This is a genomic window from Gemmatimonadales bacterium, from assembly GCA_036500345.1.
In the GTDB taxonomy this organism is placed as follows: Bacteria; Gemmatimonadota; Gemmatimonadetes; order Gemmatimonadales; family GWC2-71-9; genus Palsa-1233.
The window spans coordinates 1-19,358 of record DASYCE010000032.1; the positions used below are offsets into that span (position 1 = coordinate 1).

General features: G+C 65.8%; 23 protein-coding genes and 1 riboswitch. Of the genes, 11 read left to right on the forward strand and 12 right to left on the reverse strand.

The features are described from left to right. From VGM20_14305 to VGM20_14315, 3 genes are all read right to left on the reverse strand, one after another. On the reverse strand, positions 1–314 hold a 314-nt coding region (locus VGM20_14305), incomplete at its 3' end, for a hypothetical protein (protein HEY4102039.1). Positions 315–356: 42 nt separating this feature from the next. Next, entirely contained in the window at positions 357–3,077 is a 2,721-nt protein-coding gene (locus tag VGM20_14310) for an ABC transporter permease (protein ID HEY4102040.1), read from the reverse strand. A 4-nt stretch (positions 3,078–3,081) separates the two neighbouring features. Continuing rightward, entirely contained in the window at positions 3,082–3,414 is a 333-nt protein-coding gene (locus tag VGM20_14315; protein HEY4102041.1) for a PadR family transcriptional regulator, read from the reverse strand. Positions 3,415–3,595: 181 nt separating this feature from the next. On the opposite strand from VGM20_14315, the gene VGM20_14320 reads away from it, so the two are divergent. Further along, positions 3,596–3,775: a DUF1328 domain-containing protein gene (locus VGM20_14320; protein ID HEY4102042.1), complete on the forward strand. Its 180-nt coding sequence runs from the start codon at positions 3,596–3,598 to the stop codon at positions 3,773–3,775. 23 nt (positions 3,776–3,798) lie between these two features. Here the strand turns inward: VGM20_14320 and VGM20_14325 are convergent, their stop codons facing one another. Further along, positions 3,799–4,146, reverse strand: coding sequence for a pyridoxamine 5'-phosphate oxidase family protein (locus tag VGM20_14325; protein ID HEY4102043.1), 348 nt, complete (start codon positions 4,144–4,146; stop codon positions 3,799–3,801). Between the two features lie 285 nt (positions 4,147–4,431). Here VGM20_14325 and VGM20_14330 point away from each other — a divergent pair, with 285 nt between their 5' ends. The 4 genes from VGM20_14330 (at position 4,432) to VGM20_14345 (ending at position 6,536) form a co-directional block, all read left to right on the forward strand. Then, on the forward strand, positions 4,432–5,118 hold the full coding sequence (locus VGM20_14330; GenBank protein HEY4102044.1) for a hypothetical protein: 687 nt from the start codon (positions 4,432–4,434) through the stop codon (positions 5,116–5,118). Then, positions 5,115–5,852: a response regulator gene (locus tag VGM20_14335; GenBank protein HEY4102045.1), complete on the forward strand. Its 738-nt coding sequence runs from the start codon at positions 5,115–5,117 to the stop codon at positions 5,850–5,852. Before VGM20_14330 ends, VGM20_14335 begins: the two co-directional genes overlap by 4 nt. Positions 5,853–6,066: 214 nt before the next feature. Beyond that, a complete protein-coding gene (locus VGM20_14340) occupies positions 6,067–6,252 on the forward strand; it encodes a hypothetical protein (GenBank protein ID HEY4102046.1) in 186 nt (61 codons plus the stop codon). Between the two features lie 107 nt (positions 6,253–6,359). Next, positions 6,360–6,536, forward strand: a complete 177-nt coding sequence (locus VGM20_14345; protein ID HEY4102047.1) for a hypothetical protein — start codon at positions 6,360–6,362, stop codon at positions 6,534–6,536. A gap of 19 nt (positions 6,537–6,555) precedes the next feature. On the opposite strand, the gene ligD (VGM20_14350) is transcribed toward VGM20_14345, so the two are convergent. Genes ligD (VGM20_14350) through VGM20_14360 form a run of 3 tightly spaced genes read right to left on the reverse strand, consistent with a single transcriptional unit; the run spans position 6,556 to position 9,303 of the window. Then, the gene (gene ligD, locus VGM20_14350; protein ID HEY4102048.1) at positions 6,556–7,476 is read right to left on the reverse strand and encodes a non-homologous end-joining DNA ligase; all 921 of its coding nucleotides are present in this window, start codon (positions 7,474–7,476) and stop codon (positions 6,556–6,558) included. Continuing rightward, positions 7,473–8,432: a non-homologous end-joining DNA ligase gene (ligD, locus tag VGM20_14355; protein ID HEY4102049.1), complete on the reverse strand. Its 960-nt coding sequence runs from the start codon at positions 8,430–8,432 to the stop codon at positions 7,473–7,475. Before ligD (VGM20_14355) ends, ligD (VGM20_14350) begins: the two co-directional genes overlap by 4 nt. Positions 8,433–8,463: 31 nt before the next feature. Then, entirely contained in the window at positions 8,464–9,303 is an 840-nt protein-coding gene (locus VGM20_14360; GenBank protein ID HEY4102050.1) for a Ku protein, read from the reverse strand. Between the two features lie 158 nt (positions 9,304–9,461). Here VGM20_14360 and VGM20_14365 point away from each other — a divergent pair, with 158 nt between their 5' ends. Both VGM20_14365 and VGM20_14370 read left to right on the forward strand, forming a co-directional pair. Beyond that, positions 9,462–9,821, forward strand: coding sequence for a YggT family protein (locus tag VGM20_14365; GenBank protein ID HEY4102051.1), 360 nt, complete (start codon positions 9,462–9,464; stop codon positions 9,819–9,821). 257 nt (positions 9,822–10,078) lie between these two features. Further along, positions 10,079–10,264, forward strand: a complete 186-nt coding sequence (locus tag VGM20_14370) for a hypothetical protein (protein HEY4102052.1) — start codon at positions 10,079–10,081, stop codon at positions 10,262–10,264. Here the strand turns inward: VGM20_14370 and VGM20_14375 are convergent. From VGM20_14375 to VGM20_14390, 4 genes are all read right to left on the reverse strand, one after another. Continuing rightward, complete coding sequence (locus VGM20_14375) at positions 10,255–10,533, reverse strand: DUF4342 domain-containing protein (protein ID HEY4102053.1); 279 nt, start codon at positions 10,531–10,533, stop codon at positions 10,255–10,257. The genes VGM20_14370 and VGM20_14375 overlap by 10 nt on opposite strands. Positions 10,534–10,613: 80 nt before the next feature. Further along, positions 10,614–11,108, reverse strand: coding sequence for a peptide-methionine (R)-S-oxide reductase MsrB (gene msrB / locus VGM20_14380; protein ID HEY4102054.1), 495 nt, complete (start codon positions 11,106–11,108; stop codon positions 10,614–10,616). A gap of 58 nt (positions 11,109–11,166) precedes the next feature. After that, positions 11,167–11,316, reverse strand: a complete 150-nt coding sequence (locus VGM20_14385) for a hypothetical protein (GenBank protein ID HEY4102055.1) — start codon at positions 11,314–11,316, stop codon at positions 11,167–11,169. A gap of 274 nt (positions 11,317–11,590) precedes the next feature. Then, positions 11,591–12,382 carry a hypothetical protein gene (locus VGM20_14390; protein HEY4102056.1) on the reverse strand — a complete coding sequence of 264 codons (792 nt, stop codon included), beginning with the start codon at positions 12,380–12,382 and terminating at the stop codon, positions 11,591–11,593. 159 nt (positions 12,383–12,541) lie between these two features. Between VGM20_14390 and VGM20_14395 the strand changes: the two genes are divergently transcribed. Continuing rightward, entirely contained in the window at positions 12,542–13,879 is a 1,338-nt protein-coding gene (locus tag VGM20_14395; protein HEY4102057.1) for a hypothetical protein, read from the forward strand. Between the two features lie 95 nt (positions 13,880–13,974). Here the strand turns inward: VGM20_14395 and VGM20_14400 are convergent, their stop codons facing one another. Further along, positions 13,975–14,460, reverse strand: a complete 486-nt coding sequence (locus tag VGM20_14400; protein HEY4102058.1) for a hypothetical protein — start codon at positions 14,458–14,460, stop codon at positions 13,975–13,977. A 129-nt stretch (positions 14,461–14,589) separates the two neighbouring features. Then, positions 14,590–14,694, forward strand: a riboswitch (TPP riboswitch). A gap of 8 nt (positions 14,695–14,702) precedes the next feature. On the opposite strand from VGM20_14400, the gene thiC reads away from it, so the two are divergent. The 3 genes from thiC to VGM20_14415 all read left to right on the forward strand — a co-directional run bounded on the left by thiC (position 14,703) and on the right by VGM20_14415 (position 19,172). Next, positions 14,703–16,391 (forward strand): phosphomethylpyrimidine synthase ThiC, encoded by a 1,689-nt coding sequence (thiC, locus tag VGM20_14405; protein ID HEY4102059.1) that lies wholly within the window; start codon positions 14,703–14,705, stop codon positions 16,389–16,391. 138 nt (positions 16,392–16,529) lie between these two features. Next, complete coding sequence (locus VGM20_14410; protein HEY4102060.1) at positions 16,530–18,806, forward strand: ATP-binding protein; 2,277 nt, start codon at positions 16,530–16,532, stop codon at positions 18,804–18,806. Positions 18,807–18,923: 117 nt separating this feature from the next. Next, positions 18,924–19,172: a hypothetical protein gene (locus VGM20_14415; protein ID HEY4102061.1), complete on the forward strand. Its 249-nt coding sequence runs from the start codon at positions 18,924–18,926 to the stop codon at positions 19,170–19,172. Positions 19,173–19,358: the final 186 nt, after the last annotated feature.

The following is a 19,358-nucleotide window of genomic DNA, read 5'->3' on the forward strand; positions in this document are numbered from 1 at the left end:
CCGTTGTGGATCAGCACCTGCGGACGCCCTTCCACCAGCGCCTCGATCCGCTTGTTGCGGAAGGTGAGGAGCGCCACGACGTAGTTGACGGCGATCAACGTCGTCGCGGCGATCAATCCGCCGATCAGCGAATTGTCGCCGGCGTTCATCGAGTTCTGCACGGCGTTGGAGAGCACCAGCAGCAGCACGAGGTCGAACGGTGCCAGCTGTCCCACCTGGCGCTTGCCCGTCACGCGCAGCAGCGCCAGGAGGAAGATGTACACCACGATCGAACGGACGACCAGCTCCCACCAGGGGACGGCGATGTTCCACATCTCGGACGCTCGGCTTGGGGACGGCCGAAAGCTACAGCGTCGCTAGCTGCGCAGCGCCTCGGTCGGCTCCACGCTCGCGGCGCGCCGTGCCGGGATCCAGCTGGCGACGACCACCGCCGCCGCGACGACGAGCACGACGCCGGCGTACGTCGCCGGGTCGGACGGCGCCACATCATACAGCAGCGACCGGAGGACTCGCGTCAACGCGAGGGCTGCAGCGACGCCGATGACGCCGCCGACCCCGGCGAGCCGGGCACCCTCCGCCATCACCATCCCGACCACGCTGCCGCGCTCGGCGCCGAGCGCCATGCGGATGCCGATCTCGCGAGTGCGTTGCACCACGCCGAACGACATCACGCCGTAGATCCCCATCACCGCGAGCGCCAGCGCGACGGCGGCGAAGATCGCCAGCAGCAGTGCGCTGAATCGTGCCTGTGCCGTGGCGTTGCCGACGCGAGCGGCCATGGTGCGGATGTCGTATACCGGATTCCCCGGTGCGATCTCCGCGATCGCACGACGCGCCGCACTGCTGACCGATGCCGGATCGACTGATGTCCGCAGGAAGATCACCAGCCTCTCGACGTGCGATTGCCCGGTGGAGATGTAGCTGTCGGGTCGGGCCACCGAATCGATGGTGCCGAAGCGGACATCACCGACGATGCCGATCACCGTGGCGCCCTTGTCGAACCCTCCCTGATAGATCTTCACCGCCTTCCCGATCGGATCTTCGTGGGGAAAGTATTGCTTCGCCGCGGCCTCGTTGATCAGCACCACGCGCGGAGCGCCCGCGGCGTCACCCGGAGCGAACATCCTTCCGCGGATCAGCGGCACGTGCAGGGCGCCGAACCAGTTCGGCGACACCCAGTGCACCCCGATCATCGCGTTGCCGGTGACGCTCTGTGGCCGGTCGGGAAAGGTCATGATGGTGCCGTTGCAACCGCCGTTGAGCGGCGGGCAATCAGCGAGCGCCACGCCGGTCACGCCGGGAACTGCGGCAAGCCGCGCCTGCAGCCGTTCGTAGAATCCGGGCAGCGAATCTGGCGAGAGAGCGCCCGGAGGAAACGCCGTGCGGATGGTCAGGATGTGGTCGGAGGTGAAGCCCGGATTCACGGCCATCAATCGCCCCAGGCTGCGCAGCATCAATCCCGAGCCCGCCAGCAGCACAAGCGCCAGCGCGACTTCGGCGATCACTAGCGCGCGCCGTGTGGCGCCCAGCCGCGCGCTCATTCGCCCCGCGCCGCTGTCACGCAGGTGATCGGTCAGCGATGGACGCGTCGCCTGGAGCGCGGGGACGAGACCGAACCACACCCCCGCGACGAGTGTCACGGCAAACGTGAATCCGAGCGCAACCGGGTCGAGCCGGATCGCATCGAAGCCGCTCCCCGCGATCCCCGGCCCGATCCCCTGCGCCTGCAGCGCATCGGCGGGATTGAGATGCTGCAGCAGGTGAACGCCCCACCATGCCAGCGTGACGCTCGCGACGCCGCCGATCGCCGCGAGCAGCAGGCTCTCCGCAAGAAGGAGCCGCACCAGCCGTCCGCGCCCGGCACCGATCGCCAGGCGGACGCCGATCTCCTGCCGACGCGTCGCTGCGCGGCCGAGAAGGAGATTCGCCAGGTTGACGCAGGCGATCAGCAACACCATCCCCACGGCGGCGAAGAGCACCAGCAGCGAGCGTTGCACCACCGGGGCTGCGCGCACCGAATTGAGCGAGCGTGCCGTCGCCGACCACTTGGCGGCGTCGGCCGTCGTCAGCATGTCCTTGGTGAATGGATAGCGATCGAACGCCAGTGTCCCGGCGCGCGCGGCTTCGGCTGTCGCCTGCGCTGCCGTGACTCCAGGCTTGAGCCGTCCCACCAGGTCATACTCGAGCGACCACGGCTGCGTCATGGAGGCGCTGTCGCCGGCACCGATGGGCAACAGCGCTTCGGCGGTTCCCGACAACCCGCGGAACGTCGGCGGCAGCACGCCGATCACTTCGCAATCGTCGCCGTCGATGCGGACCGTCTTCCCGACCACGGCAGGATCGGCACTGAACCTCCGCTGCCACAATGCATCGCTGATCAGCGCGCGCTTCGGCGCATTGGGCCCGGCGTCTTCGTCGGCATCAAAGTCGTGGCCCATCGCCACGCCGACGCCGAGGGTGTGCAGGTAGGCGGCGCTGACCCACTCGATCGGCGCTCGTTCGGGATTCGGCCCGCTCAGCGTGGCCTGCTGTGTCAGGTGCAGTGCCATCGAGCTGTAGTTCCGCGAGGCATCACGGAATACCTCGAATTTCTGCCACGACCAGGGAAACTCCACTCCCTTCGGTGCCGTGAGCACGATGTCGGTCAGTTGCGCCGGATCGCGATACGGCAGCGTCCGCAGCAGCACCGCGTTGACCGCCGAGAAGATCGCGGTGTTGGCGCCGATGCCGATGGCGAGTGTCATCACCGCGACGAGAGTGAACGCGGGGCGCTTCGCCAGTCCACGTGCGGCGTAGCGGACGTCCTGGATCACGCCGTCGATTGATTCACGGAACGCCATCCGTTGTTCCTTTCGCTGGGCGGAGCGGTGGACCGGATTGTGGGACGGGTCGACCGACGATCCGAGGCGCCGCATCGCTTCATCGCGTGCGGCGGTTGGAGACAGGCCGCGGTCGAGCAGCTGCGCGATCCGCGCGTCGAGGTGGAATCGGAGCTCCTCATCCAGCGCGTCGCGGATGAATTCCTTCCGCCGCACGTCGAGGCGAAAGAGCCGGCGGACTCCGCGCGGCAGCCGCACGGTGCTATCGACCCTCGGCGAGGATCGCCACGACTGCGTGGGCATAGCGCACCAGGTCGGCGGCGGCGCGCCGGAGATGCCTGCGGCCCTCCGGGGTCATGCTGTAGTACCGCGCGCGGCGATTGTTGTCGGTGATCCCCCACTCGGCGCGGACCAGGCTGCGCGCTTCCATCCGATGCAGCGCCTGATAGAGCGCGCCGTCGTCGACCGCGAGGAATCCCTCGGAGTGCGCCTCGATCCAGACCGTGATCTCGAACCCGTGCATCGGTTCGCGGGCGAGTGCCTTGAGCACCAGCACGTCGAGGGTCCCCTTGAGCAGTGACGGAGCAGCCGGCATCGCGTTCCTCCCAGTGTCTTCCCCTAGATGCTCAGAGAAGAAAGAGGGTCGCACCCGGGGGCGCCAGGCCGGCGCGGGAGGAAGGGCGCCGTCGCACGAGCGAACGGTGGCACTGTCCATCGCGCGCGCAACCGGGCGTCACCCTAACCAGGCAACGTCATCTCACTTGTTGGAGGGTATCATGCTGCGCTGGGCACTCGGATTCTTCATTGTCGCGATCATCGCCGCCATCTTTGGCTTCGGCGGGATTGCGGTCGCATCAGCCGGAATCGCGAAGATCCTCTTCTTCATCTTCCTGATCCTGTTCCTGCTCTCGCTGCTGACGGGGCTCGTGTCGGGGCGGCGCGTTCCGCCGCCGTGACACGCGCGGCGCCACGGCGTTGCTCACTCCCAGAGGTCGGCGGCGAGGATCCGGACCGCCACCTCGCCGTGCGAGGTGTTCTTCCCGCCGCTGAGCCAGGCGGGAAGATGATCGAACGCACCGCCCCGATCGGCCGGCTGGACCACACCGTTGAGCACCAGCCAGCGGCCCGATTGGCGGTCGGCGTAGGTGAGCAGCACGTCCGACGACCGGCGCAGCTGCGACATCAGCGACGCATCCCCTGCCACGAAGACCCGATCAGACTCGCCCGGCCTTACGCGCACCAGCGATGCGCGAAGAATGCCCTGCGAATCTCGGGACGTCAGGATCGCCTCGGGGGAGTGGGCGACGAGATCGTGAACCTGCGCCATTTCCTGACGCCGACGATCGCGTGATCTGGTCCCTACTTCAGCTTCAGGCATCCTCATTATCAGGCCCCTGACAGTTTAGTGTGTCACCAAAGCGAAGCGGGCGCGTCCCTGAACCATCTCGGTTCATCGGTCGCGCCCGCATCGTCCGGGGCCCAGCCCCGGCGTGATCGAGCGGATGGCGCACCTGCAGCCATCCCTGTGTTGTGCGTTGCAGCTGAGAGTATCAGGCGACGATTCGAGAACCGCAAGGGGTGACAGCAGGATGATGACGGGCGATCGTTAGGGATGGCAACTTCCCCGGAGGAAATGGATCACGACACCTCGCGCGAGAGCGTCGCGCGGGAGGTGGAGTGTCTCTGCACCATCGGCGCGATCGCCGGCCGGGTGGCGCATGAGATCAACAATCCGCTCGCCGGGGTCCACAACTCGTTCCGGCTGGTCAAGGATGCCATCCCGCAGAGCCACCCGCACTTCGCCTACGTCGCGGCGATCGAGCGGCAGATCCAGCGCATCGCCGCCGTCACCCGCCGCTTCGCTGATACCTACAGCGCCGAGGCCGATAGCGCCGTCGGTGTGGCGGTGTCGGCGATCGTCGGCGGCGCAGTACAGATGGCGGTGCAGGCGATCGGCACGGGAACGCCTCCGGTCGAAATTCTCAACGCCGTCCATCTTCCCTTTCCCCAGGCGGCCGGACTCCTCCGCCACGTCCTGATCCCGGGGTTCGGGGCCGCGATCCGCGCCGCCGATCCCGCGACCAGCGTGACGATCGACACTCGCATTCCCAGCGGGGTCCTGATCGTGGAAGTGCGTTATCTGGCGATACTGTCGTCTCATCCTCCAGAGCTCGATGCCCACGCGCAGCGACTTCTCGCGGCGCTCGGCGGCACGACCGAACTCCATACCGAAGGTGCCCAGATGACTGTACTCCAGGTCCGGATCCCGTTCGATCGGGTCGCGGGGGAAACGTCGTGAATTCCCGGGGACGAATTCTCCTCGCCGACGACGAGGACACCTTTCTGCAGTCGACCGCGGAACTCCTCCGGAAGGAAGGGTATTCGGTCGGCACCGCGCCCGACGCGGCGTCGGCGCTTGCCGCGGTCCAGGGCGGCTCGTTCGACCTGGTGGTCAGCGACCTCGAGATGCCAGGCAACGAGAATCTCGCGCTGGTGCGCCGGCTCGCCGAGGAAGCCGGGGGATTGCCGGTCATCATCCTGACCGGTTTTCCGTCGACCGAATCGGCGATCGCGTCAATCGAGCTTCCCGTCGCCGCGTATCTGCGGAAACCCGTCGCCTGGGACGACCTGCTGGTCCGGATCGAGGGCGCGATCGCCCGCTTCCGCGCCTATCGCAGCATGCGCCGCACCGAGGAGCAACTCGAGGCGTGGCGCGACGAATTCCACCGGGCCACCACCCCAAACCAGACGACCAAGCAGGCCGCGGGCGCCCAGATCGACGCCTTCCTCGCCCTCACGCTGCGCAACGTGATGGGATCGCTCAGCAATCTCGAGACCCTCGGCCAGGCGCTCAGCGGCAGGGAAGTGGTCCGCGGATCACCGTGCCAGCTGATCAACTGTCCGCGGGGATTGCAACTGCAGCAGGCGGTTCGCGAAACGATCGCGGTGCTCGAAGAGACCAAGGGGTCGTTCAAATCGAAGACCTTGGCAACACTTCGCGAGCGTCTCGAGCTCCTGCTCGAGGTCGTCTGACACGATGTGTGTATGATGTGTGGGGATGAACGTCACCGCACGACCGGATAGCGCTTCCGGAGCATTCATACACGCAGGCTGCAGGACACATGACTCGACTCGGGGTCGAGTCCCTTAACGACCGGTGGCCCCGGGCCCCGCGAGTTGAAGGCGTCCGTCCGCTCCATGGGAGCCGGTGGACGCCTTCCGCGTTTTCTGACCAGTGAGGACGGCGATGCCAGGACATACCTTCAGCGGGCTCAAGCCGGGCGACGGACTCGGCGACTTCATCTCCTTCACCACCGACGCGGGCCCCCGGTACAACCCGGCGCCAAACCGGCCGGTGGTGATCCACGAGTACGATGACGAGCGGGAAGTACCACCCTCCCGCAATCGCTGGTCGGTCGTCCCCCCAGCGTGAACTCCGTCGTTGCCCAGCGAATAAACTGGACCACCCGGCGGAGTTTGGTACCACCGCCGGGACCGCGTTCAAGTAGATCGTAGCGATCCCTCTCCCCGGAGACTGGTATGCTGCGGCAGATCGCGAGCCTGATGGTGGGAGCCCTTCTGATAGCACCTCTCGGCTTTGGTGTGAGCAACGCGGCACTCGCCGCTCTCGCCCGGACCATTTTCGCATTCCTGATCCTTGCGATCGTGCTCGAATCGTTTGCTGCCGCCGTCTGGACGAGGCGCTGGTCGGTCTGATCTCCGCGGATGACCGCCGCTAGCGCGAACTCTTTTTCAATGATTTCATCATCGCCTTGGTCAATCCCTGGCGGGACGCCAGCATGTCGCGCCAGGGATCGTCGATCGTCGGAGTCGAGCGGCGCAAGCGCGGTAGGGTGAACTGGTCACCCCGCTTGATCGTCGCGAGCTGGTCCCACGAGATCGGCACTGAGACCCCTGCTTCGGCGCGCGCGCGCGGGCACCACGGCGCGATCGCCGTCGCACCGCGGGTGTTGCGAAGCCAGTCGATGAAAATCACGCCCTCCCGTTCTGCCTTGCTCGCCTTGATGATGAACTGATCGGGAAAGACCGATTCCATCTGGCTCGCCACCGCGCGCGCGAATTCGCTCACTTCGTCCCAACGACTCCGACGCGCGATCGGCACCACCACGTGCAGTCCTTTCCCGCCGGTTGTCTTGACCCAGCTCGCCAGCCCGAGCTCGTCGAGGAGGGCACCGAGACCGCGCGCCGCCTGCTGCGTCGACTTCCACGAGACCCCGGGACCCGGATCGAGATCGAAGATGATCCGGTCGGGACAATCCGGATCATCGGTCCGCGATCCCCACGGATGGATCTCGAGCACTCCCCATTGCACCAGCGCCACCAGGCCGGCGACGTCGCCCACGGCGACATACATCCGCCGTTGCCCATTCCCCTGGAGGATCGAAACGGTGTCCAGTACGTCGGGAGGCAGTCCCGGCCAGTGCTTCTGAAAAAAGCAGGTGCCGGCGACGCCGTCGGGACAGCGCACCAATGACAACGGCCGCCCCCCCACGTGCGGCAGCATCAGCGGGCCGACCGCCGCGATGTATTCCGCCAGCTGGATCTTGGTGATCTTCGACCCCGGATAGATCACGCGGTCAGGGTGGCTGATCGCAACACCCGCGACCGTCGCGGTGGCGCTCTTCGAAGGACTCATTGGGCTCGCTCGCGTCGAACGTTGGTGGCTGGTTTGTCTTCGCGGATCCCCTGGAATACCGGGTGACGCAAGCGTCCGTCGTTGGTCCACTCCGTAAAGGACACTTCCGCCACGAGTCGCGGCTTGACCCACTGCGCCGTCCCCGGCACGCCGGCAGGACGCGTCGCCAGCGGCATCTTCGGGGTCTCGAGGAGCCGCAACCGCCGCCGCAGTTCGCGCAGGATCGCGTCGTTGAATCCGCTGCCGACCCGGCCCGCGTAACGAAGTTCACCCTTCTCGTGCACGCCCAGGAGCAGCGAGCCGAGACCGACCCGAGCCCCACCTGGGGGAGTGAAGCCGATCACCACGAACTCCTGCCGGTTGCTGCATTTCACCTTGACCCAATCGGACGTGCGGCGGCTCGCATACGGCGCGCCGTTCCGCTTTCCGATGATCCCCTCGAGGCCGAGCTTGCACGCGGCCCGCAGCAACACCTTCCCCTCGCCGTCGAGTCGCTGGCCGAGGCGTACCGCGCCGGTTGCCGCGACCTTCGATTTCCGGAAAAGCTGCTCCAGCTTCGTCCTCCGGTCGCGGAGCGGTAGCGATCGAAGATCGGCGCCCCCCGCGCGGAGGAGATCGAAGACGAAATAGGTGAGGTCCTGGTCGCGGGCTGCGTCGAGACTCTGCTGCAGCAGGGTGAAGCGCGAGCGGCCGGATCGATCGAGGACGACAACCTCGCCGTCGAGCGTCGCCGATCCGAGTCGAAGCTTGCTGATCGAGCGCGCCAGGCCGGGGAACCGGTCGGTCCAGTCGTTGCCGCGCCGGGTGAGAAGTCGGACGTCGCGATCGGTCACAATCGCCTCGAGGCGATATCCGTCGTACTTCACCTCGTAGATCCACTCGTCGCCGGCTGGAGGGGCATCGACGAGCGTGCAGAGTTCGGGCGGGACGAACTGCGGCGCCGATTCCCGGTTCACGCCGCCCGCTCGTCATGCGCGCCGCCATCCATCATGCGCTCTTGCGCGCGCGCTTGTGGCGTGCAGGGCTGCGCCGGGTCGCGCCGTCGTGCTGCTGTTCCTTCACCGAACGCCGCAGCGCTTCCATCAGGTCGAGCACCTTCGGCTCGCGCCCCTTCGGCGCTGCTTCATGCGCCGGCTTGGCGCCCCGCGCGCGCCGCTTGATCAGCTCGAGGAGATCGTCGCGATACTCATCCCGGTATTCCGACGGCTTCCATTTGACCTCCATCCCCTCGACCAGCTTCTTCGCCATCGCAAGTTCCGGCGGTCGGACGGACTTCGCCGACTCGGAAGCGTCGATCCCGAAATCCGCCGGCTTCCGCACCTCTTCGTCGTAGCGCAACGCCTGCGCGACGAGCGCGCCATCGAACGGGTACACCACGGTGAGATACTGCCGGGTGCGGATCACCAGGTTCGCCAGCGCCACGCGGTGCATCGATTCGAGTGTCCTGGCGAGGAGATGATAGGCCTTCTCGCTCCCCTTCGTCGGCCCGACGACGTACGGCTTGGCGAAGTAGATCATCGGAATCTCGTCGGCGGAGAGGAACCCGATCACGTCGATCGTCCGGGTGGCTCGAGGATTGGCTTCCTTGAGCTCCTCGTCGGCCAGAATGACGTAGCGATTGCTCGAGACCTCGTATCCCTTGACGATGTCCTTCTGCTCGACCGGCTTTCCCGTCGTCTTGTTGATCTTGAGATAGCCGATGCGCGACATGTCGCGCTTGTCGAGCATGTCGAGGTCGAGCCGCTCCGGTGCCTCGGCGCTGTAGAGCTCCACGCCGATCGTCACCAGGCCGAAGGAAAGCGATCCCTTCCAGAGTCCTCTCGCCATGATCTGTCCCCCATCGTCGCTGTGTTGATAAGGGACGGCACCTGAGGGAGGCGTTGCACCGCCCGGGGGGGCCCGCGCCAGGTCGCGCCGGACCGGTGGCGTGCCATGAGGCGCCCCCGGCGCGTCATCCCTTCGGATTCATCGACACGGAGGTTCAGATGGCAGTCATCACGGAGACCACCGATCGCACCATGATCACGACGCCGGGCCGGCGCCGTGAGTTCGGCCGTGCCTCGCAGATCATCGATTATCTCTTCTGGCTTCTCTACTCGCTCCTCTTCATCCGCCTGCTGCTGGTCTTCTTCCACGCCAGCTCGTGGGCGGGATTCACCCAGTTCATCGACAACGTGACGAATCCGTTCTACGCGCCATTCCGCGGCATCGTCGGGTCGGTGACAGTGAATAACGAATTCACGCTCGCGATTCCGATCCTGATTGCGATGGTGGTCTACGGACTGCTCCACCTCGCGATCAACAAGCTGCTCTGGCTCCTGGTCTATCGCCGGGCCGGGATGTGATTGCCGGCGCAGGGCGATCCGGCCCCGGGTGAGCCGGTGTCCGGGTCCGGAGCGCGTGCAATGAGTCGTCGCGGCGGCGTCCCCATGATGCCGGCGCGATTGCGCGGGTCAGCAAGACAAGAACAGCCTGGTCGTGCGGGGAAAGCCCCGAAAGACGAAGGCGTGATCCGGGAGAACCGAGTCACGCCTTCGTTCTATTTGGCCCTCCCGCACCACCCGAGCCCGACGGCGAAAGCGGCGGGCATATGGAGCGGATCATGGTGTACCGGAAGAATCGGCGGGCAGAATTCGATCGCGCCCTTCGCGCCGTCAAGGCGGAGTTGTGCCTCTCGGTGGCGCTGGTGGTCGTCGGTGTCCTGGCACTCGTGGCGCAGCATGCGCCGCGCCCGGCAGCTTCCACGGCGATCGCGGCAACGGCCGCGGCCTGGCATCCTCAGGACTGATTGCGCAGTTCTCCCGCCGGCGGAGTTGGCTCGCCGTCTCGCTTTTCGACGACCAGTGTGTAGTGCGACGCAAGCGCGGCGATCGATCCGAGGGCGACCCAGATCGGAAGGAACATCGCGCCGAGAATCCCCGCGGTCAGCGGAATCTCCAGCAGGGTATGGCCCGACTCGTTCTTGACGATGATCCGCCGGGCATTTCCTTCGCGAACCAGTTCCTTGACGCGGTCGACCAGCTTCTCGCCGCTGACCTTGTATTCCTCGGTGTTCATCGCGACCTCTCGCCTGTGGGTTCGAGGCAATACTAACTCCGCGGGCGGGCAACCAGTTTCGCCGCTGAAACAGCGCGCGCTCAACCCGCTGCCGGGCTCCGGTCGTCGGCGAGCGAGGCGAGCGCCGTTTCGTCGGTGAAGACAAGCGACTCGGAGTTCAGGCAGTGGCGGTGCCCGGTGGGCGGCGGGCCGTCGTCGAAGAGATGTCCGAGATGCGCGCTGCATCGCGCGCAGAGGAGTTCGGTCCGGGTCATTCCGTACGAACGGTCGACCTGCGTTGCCACGTTCTCCTCGGCGATCGGCTGGAAGAACGACGGCCAGCCAGTGCCGGAATTGAATTTCGCACCGGACGAGAAGAGCGGCAGTCCGCAGCAGATGCAGCTGTAGACCCCGCTCCGTTTGTTGTCGAGGAGCGTGCCGCAGAATGGCGCCTCCGTCCCCTTGCCGCGCGCGATGCGGTATTGCTCCGGCGAGAGGAGCCGGCGCCATTCGTCGTCGCTCTTCTCCACCCGCTCGGAACGGATCGGGCCGACGAGCGCCCCGTCGCGATCGAACACCTTGACTGAAACTTCCACCGAACGCTCCCGGGATCGTGCGGCCCGATCGGCCGCGTGACGAGAATCTCGTGCAATGCTAATGATGCTTGAAGTACTGGACCGCCCGTTCGTGCTTCTCCGCTGCCGCACGGCTGCGGAAGGTGCCGAGATTGCGGCGCTTCCCGGTCTTGGGATTCGCTTTGCGAGAATAGAGGCGGTATTCGCCCGAGGAGAGCTTGCGGATCATGAGATCCTCCGTGAGATGCCCATTGATTCTGAATGATCGACCGGCATTAAAACGGCAAGAGTGTCGAGTCTATGCCTTGGAGTCAGGTAACTGTCTCCGCCGCTGTTCTCAACACTCTTGCCACGGTGGGGGACGTCCGGGGGCCGGAGCGTGCACACACATCCCCGGCGCGATTCCGGGCGAATCAATCCATCCGAAAACGAGAACGCTTCACCAGCATGTCAGGGAGTTGGGTTGTCCGAATACCCGCGCAGTAATTGCCCCAGCGGATCGGCTAGACCACGATCGAGAGGCAGGTCAGCGACCCGTCGCCCTTCTCGAACTCCGACATGTCGAGGAGCCGCAGGACGACCCCGTGTTCATGCGCGAAGGCGTTGAGTGTTTCGAAGGTCCGCTGATAGCCGCGGAGCGCCAGGAGCTGTGAGCCGATCCGCAGCGTGTTTGCCGCTCGATCCTCCCCCGGCGAGGTGGTGAGCGTCCGGTGCGCCTCGAACCGCCGCGGATCGATCAACTCCGGCGCGACCAGCATCGTCCCGTCGCCGAGCCACGTCGCTGCGCTCTTGAGATGAAGACACCGGTCGACCGGCACCGAGATGACGTCGCGGCCGGCGGGAGCCAGGAAGCGGCGCACCGATTCCACGCCCACGACGTTGGTCCGGCTGGAGAGGCCGACGTAGGTCACCTCGCCGGCATGGAGGACGTCGCCGCCGTCGAGCCGCGCGCCGACCGGGAGGGTCACGATTTCGTGGTCGGCACCAAGCTGGGCGATGACCGCGCCCTGCTCCCCCTCACGATGCGGTGCCATGCTGGCGCGGAGCACACGGCTCCCCCACACCACCGCGGTGTCCTCGATGAAGACGCAATCGGCAAACGACTCATCGGCCGGGACGGTGACCACGCGAAGTCCGGAGACCTCGAGGGCGCGGACGTAGTCGGCGTGCTGCCGATCGGCTCGATCGATCGCGATTCCGCGCGTGCCGTAGCGCGCCGGGTACGATCGCGGCACCCGCCGGATCATCGCCTTTACCGGCGCAGCCATGAGGTCGGTCGATTGGGAGGATGACATCGTCAATGCGCTGTGGTTGTCACCGGGGCAATCTATTGATCCGTGCGGCGATCAACCAGCGCCGGAGGCGACGCGGTGTGTCACGGGCGGCCGCGCCGCAGTAAGATCCATGAACACCTGCCGTCTGCGTGTTCCACGCCGCCTGCGAGGAGTCCCGTGATGTCACACCAGATCCGCGCGACCGCCGTCCTCCTTCTCTGTGCCCTCCTGTGCATCGGGTGCGTGCCGCAGCAGGACGCGCAGGCCGCCGATCTCACCCAGTTCGTCGACACGCTCAGGGCAATCGACTCGCATGCCCACCCGATGACGTTCGTCGCGGCGGGATCCCCTGCCGACACCGATTACGATGCCCTGCCACTCGACGGCATTCCGGGGTTTGCCCTGCCGTGGGGACTCGATGTCGCCAATCCGTCGTTCCGCGAGGCCGAGCGCGCGCTCTACGGCGTGATCTCCTCGGACACCACGGCGGCGTCACGCAAGGAGGTCGCCGACGCGCGCCAGCGATTGATCGCCGGCAACGGTGCGGGCTTCCCAGCGTGGGCGCTCGATCGCGCGCACATCGAGGTGATGCTCGCCAACCGCGTCGCGATGGACGGGCTGTCGGCGCCGCGATTTCGCTGGGTCGCGTTCGACGATGCGCTGATGTTGCCGCTGGACAGCCGGCTCGAAGGCGCCGTCTCCCCAGACCGGCGCGCGCTCTACCCGCTCGAAGCGAAGCTGTTGCAGCGGTACCTGCGCGATCTCGGCATCGCTGCGCTGCCGAAGACGCTCGCTGCATACCAATCGACGGTCGTCGAGGCAGCGCTCGAGCATCAGCACGCCGCCGGAGCAGTGGCGATCAAGTTCGAGGCGGCGTACCTCCGGCCGCTCGACTTCGGCCCCGACGATTCCGCGGCCGCCGCAACGATCTACGCCCGATACGTCGATCACGGTCCGCCACCGCCAGCCGACTACAAGACACTCGAAGACCATCTCTTTCGCGTCATCACTCGCGACGCCGGCCACCTCAGCATGGCGGTGCAGATCCATGTGACCGAAGGGTTCGGCGGATTCTATGCCACCGCGGGGAGTTCACCGGCGCTGCTCGAACCGGTGCTCGACGATTCGACGTTGCGCGGCACCCACTTCGTGATCGTGCATGGCGGCTGGCCGCGCGTCGGGGAAACGCTGGCGCTCCTCTCCAAACCGAACGTCTACACTGACATCTCCATGATGGATCTTCTCGCCGAACCCGCCGCGGTTGCGCGGGCGCTCAGGATGTGGCTCAACGAATGGCCGGGAAAGGTGATGTTCGGCACCGATGCCTTCGAAGGGGGACCGTCGCAGGGATGGGAAGAAGTCGCGTACGTCGCGTCACGCAATGCCCGGAAGGAATTGACCGGTGCGCTCCTCGGCATGGTGCGCGATGGCGAGATCACCAACGAGCGGGCGCGAGTGCTGGCGCGGATGGTCATGCACGACAACGCGATGGCGGTGTATCACCTGCAGCCGCGATGACCTGCCGGCACGGCCAGGAAAAAACTGCGGGGCCGGAGAAGGTTCCGGCCCCGCGGTCTCTTGGCACTCGGGCGTTGTGGGCCGACGGTACTCGCTCAGCCCTTCTTGTAGGTGGTCACCCGGGTCGTCGGATCGCCGCCGTTGCGGCCGGGAGCGGTCGTCGACACGATGAGATTTCCCGACGCATCGATCGACAGCGTCTGCACCGTCGTCGACGGTGTGCCGCCGAAGTCGCGGGTCGTCGAGATGTTCAGCTTGCCCGCGTCCCACTTGGCGTGCGAGACGACTTCCTGGGCACCGTTGCGGCCCTGCGTGGTGTTCTTGCTGTCCGAGCCATCGAGATTGTAGACCGACTTCGTCTCACCATTCTGCGTGGTGCGGGTGATGGTGAGCGTATTGGCATCCTGGGTCGCCGTGAATTCCTGACCGAAGCCGCCGAATCCACCGCGGCCACCAGCGGCTGCTGCGTTCGGGTCCGGCACCATCGTCCACTTGCCGGTGAAGTTCGGCGCTTGGGCGCCGAGTGCCACGGCGCTCACCGCCAGCGCAACCGTGGACATCATCAGTGCTACACGTCGCATGAGGAAACACTCCGTAGAGATGGGCGGTTTGTGCCGCCATGATGGTGAAGAAGCGCGTCAAAACTACGGCGCGGTGCGGGAATCGACAACGCAGGTGTCGAGCGCGGGGGTGGTGGCGTCATTATCGTGCAGTGTCGCCAGGGGCACCCGATTCCACATGGGGGATCGGGTTGAGAAGCACCCTCGGAACCTGACCCGGTTCATACCGGCGTAGGGAGGCGACTCCGCGCAGGAGATTTCCGATGGCCACCGCAGTTGCCCCCACGTCGGCGTCGTACGACGACGCGTTCCCCAATTCACGCAAGATCCACGTTGACGGCGAACATGGCGTGCGCGTGCCGTTCCGCCAGATCGCGCTGAGTGATTCTCCCGACGGATCGCACAATCATGCGGTCTCGGTGTACGACACCTCCGGGCCGCAGGACTGTGATGTGCTCGACGGGCTGCCACCGGTGCGCGCGCCGTGGATCGCCGCGCGCGATGTGACCGCGCGTCCCGAGCGCGATCAATCGCTCGGCTTCGAGATGCCCGAAGGACTCAAGCGGACCGTGCTGCGCGGCAACGGGCCGGTGACGCAGCTGCACTATGCGCGGCGCGGGATCATCACGCCGGAGATGGAATACATCGCGCTTCGCGAGGGGCTGCCGGTCGAGCTGGTGCGCGACGAAGTGGCGCGCGGACGCGCGATCATCCCGGCGAACATCAATCACCCGGAACTCGAGCCGATGATCATCGGCCGGAAGTTTCACGTCAAGATCAACGCCAACATCGGCAACTCGGCGATCACCTCGTCGATCGAGGAAGAGGTCGACAAGCTCCGCTGGGCGACGCTCTGGGGCGCCGACACGGTGATGGATCTCTCCACGGGAAAGAAGATTCACGAGACGCGTCAGTGGATCATCCGCAATTCGCCGGTGCCGATCGGGACGGTGCCGATCTATCAGGCGCTGGAGAAGGTCGGCGGTGTGGCGGAGGATCTGACCTGGGAGGTCTATCGCGACACGTTGATCGAGCAGGCGGAGCAGGGGGTCGACTACTTCACGGTGCACGCCGGCGTGCTGCTGCGGTACATCCCGCTCACCGCCCGGCGAATGACCGGGATCGTCTCCCGCGGCGGGAGCATCATCGCGAAGTGGTGCCTGGCGCACCACCAGGAATCATTCCTCTACACGCGCTTCCGCGAAATCTGCGAGATCATGCAGGCGTACGACGTCTCGTTCTCGCTCGGCGATGGGCTGAGGCCGGGATCGATCGCCGATGCGAATGACGAAGCGCAGTTCGCCGAACTGAAGACGCAGGGCGAGCTCACCCGCATCGCCTGGGAGTACGACGTGCAGGTGATGAATGAAGGGCCGGGGCACATCCCGATGCACCAGATCAAGGAGAACATGGAGAAGCAGCTGGAATGGTGCAGCGAGGCGCCATTCTACACCCTGGGACCGCTGACCACCGATGTCGCACCCGGATACGACCACATCACCTCGGCGATCGGCGCCGCGATGATCGGCTGGTACGGAACGGCGCTCCTCTGCTATGTCACCCCGAAGGAGCACCTCGGACTTCCCAACCGCGACGACGTGAAGGCGGGAGTGATCGCGTACAAGATCGCCGCGCATGCGGCCGACCTGGCGAAAGGGCATCCGGACGCGCGCGAGCGGGATGATGCGCTGAGCAAGGCGCGATTCGAATTCCGCTGGCGCGACCAGTTCAACCTGTCGCTCGACCCGGTGACCGCGCTCGCCTTCCACGATGAGACGCTCCCGGCAGAGGGGGCGAAGATCGCGCACTTCTGCTCGATGTGCGGTCCGAAGTTCTGTTCGATGCGGATCACGCAGGACATCCGCGACGAGGCGGCGCGGCTTGAGGCGGAGCTGGGAATGGCGGCGAAGGCGCGGGAGTTCCAGGAGCGTGGCAGCGAGATCTACCTCTGAGGGTGGGCGAACGGGGCGGGATCGACTTTACCTGATTCAAACATATTGGGGAGAAATTGAGGGGAAATTGACGGATTTGACCACCGGTCCGCGTTATTCGGGACTCGTCAATATCCCCGATCGCCCGTATTTTTCAGGATGCACCCCCCAGTCCAGGCGGTGAGCGGCCTCTTCAAGGCTGTCCTCATCATCGGCCCTGTCGTCGAATGGGCGTCGGCGCTCCTCCTTGTGGGCGCCTTCGTGCTGCTGCTGCCGCTCTCCTCGCAGCGGCGGCTGGTGGTGATCTGGCTGACGGCCTGGGCAGCGCAGGCGTTCTCCCTGACCTATCCGGCGCTCGAGTCGATCGGGCAGATCGTCCATTCCGCTGGTGGTCCGGGGCTCGGTATGTGGGCCACGATCATCCTCCCGTTCTTCTGGCCGGCGCGGTTCCTCTTCATTGCCGCCGTCGGTTTTGGCGGCCTGTCCGCCGCCGGTCGCCGGGCCCCGGTGCACATCGAGCGGAGCGCGCTCATCGCCGTGGCGATCTTCGGCATCGGCCTCGGCGTTCTGGATGCAGACCGGATCGGCGGCGTGGTCGAGGCAATTGCGACGCCGCTGGTCTTCTTCGGTGCCGCGCAATTCATCTTTACCGCCGCCGTCGGCCCGCGATTTCGCGGACTCACCTTCCTCGGCGTTGTCACCACGCTGTACGGCACGCTGGCGACCTGCTATCTGATCGACAAGCTGTCCCCCGGTTCGACCGGCTCCCTGATGACGCTGATCCACGTGGTGCGATTCTCGGCGTTGTACGGCGATGCCATCGCATTGGCACTCCTTGGCGTCGGGGTGATCGTGGTGATCGTCCAGGAAGCCTTCCTCGATGTGATCGAGGCACACGAGAAGCGCATTCGCGCCGTCGCCGAATCGGAATTCCGTCTCAACGACATTATCCAGGCGGCGCAGGAAGCGATCGTCACCTTCGACGCCGGCGGGCGAATCGAACTGGCCAATGAAGGCGCTGCCCTGTTGCTCGGTGTCGAACCCGGCGCACTCGTCGGCCAGCCGATCAGCGGGGTGATCGATCGTCCCACCGAATCGGTCCTCGACCTGATGCACGAGGCCGAAGTCCGCGCCAACCGCGACCTGATCACCTACCCCGCCTCCGGGATCCGGGTCGACGGTGAACGGTTCCCGATCGAATTCACCGTCGGGCGGCTTCGCAACGCCGAGAAACCCGGCGGCGTCGTCGTCATCCGCGACCTCACCCTCCAGCAGGCGATGCTGGCGGAGCGGGAGGAATTCGAGCGGAAGATGGCGGAGTCGGAGAAGATGATGGCGATCGGCCGCGTCGTCTCCGGAGTGGCACACGAGCTCAACAACCCGCTCGCCGTCGTCCTGGGTGAAAGCGAACAGCTCGCCGAAACTGCACCGGGGGGCGAAGTACGCACCGGTCTCCGGATGATCCACGAACAGGCCAATCGCGCGCGCCACATCATTCGCGACCTTCTCGCGTTCGTGCGTCATCGCGACGACCAGCGCGAGGAGATCAATCCGGTGCATCTCGTCGAGCGGACCGTTGCAACGCTGCGTCCGGTGGCCGAGGCTCGAAGCGTGACCCTGACGGCCGACATCCCCGATCGTATGCACGCGATCCGTGTCGATCCTGCCGCAATCGAGCAGGTGCTCGTCAACTTGATCGACAACGCGTTCGATGCGGTGCCGGCCGGTGGCGCTGTCCGGGTTCGCATCCGGATCGCCGGCGATCGGGTGGAGTTGATCGTCGACGATACCGGTCCCGGCATCCCCGACGAACTGGTCGGCAAGGTGTTCGAGCCGTTCTACACCACGAAGGAGACGGGGCGCGGGCCGGGACTCGGCCTGTCGGTCTCGTTCGGAATCGCCGAACAGCATGACGGTTCGCTTCGGCTGGAAAACCGTCCCGCGAGCGGCATCGGCGCGCGCTTCATTTTGTCGCTCCCTTCCGCAGGCCCGGTTGCGGACACGACGCCGGCGATGAAGCGTCCCTTTCCCTCGCCGCCGCTCCGCGACGGCAAGGCGGCCGAAGTGATGCTGATCGACGATGAGCCGGCCGTCCGCGCAACGCTTGCCAAGCTCTTCGCTCGCACCGGATGGCAGGTGCGCCAGGCCGCCAGTGGTCACGAGGCGATCGAGTGGTTGGCTCAGGTGTCCGACAGCGACGCACCGGTCGTGATCCTTTGCGACCTCAAGATGCCGGGAATGGGCGGCCAGGAATTCCATCGTGAGATTTCCCGAACGCGCCCCGCGCTGGCGAAGCGGGTGATCTTCGTCACTGGAGACGCCGTCGAGTCGGTATCCAGCGGGTTCATCGCGGCGTCAGGTTGCCAGGTCGTGGAGAAACCATTTACGGTCGCCGAGATCGCTCGCGCCGTAAGCACCACGGTCAACGGCGAGTAAACCAGCTCCGGAATACGTTGTGTTGCTGGTGTCGGTGCGGGTCGAGCGGTAACGTTGTCGCGCTTGCCGGGAATTCGCCCGGAAGCTCATTCAACCATCCGTTCGCAGGAGCACCCAGTGAAGCGTTTTCCTCTCATGGTGGCGTCTGGCGCCATCGGCCTCGCACTCCTCGTTGGTGTTACTCACAAGCTGACCGCATCCACCGAGACCGGGACGCCGCCCAGTGACGGTTACTGTTATTACCATCTCTGGAATTGCAGCTATGACGGAACTGGCTACTGGGATGGCTGCGACCCGAATTACGCCGAGGGGTGGATTCCCACATCGTATGCGCGCGCCATTTGCACCACGTATCACGACAGGTAGCCACTGAACGTTCCGCGGCGCGGTGCCTTGTACGGCATCGTGCGAGCTCCGAAGCGGGGACGGACCGCGGAGCGTCCGCGGTTCGTCTCCCGCCTTCGATCCCAACTGACCGCGAACGCCTTAGACTTCCGCTTATCCAGCCGATGATCGACATGCAGGGCTTCGTCACGCAGTTTCACCATCCAC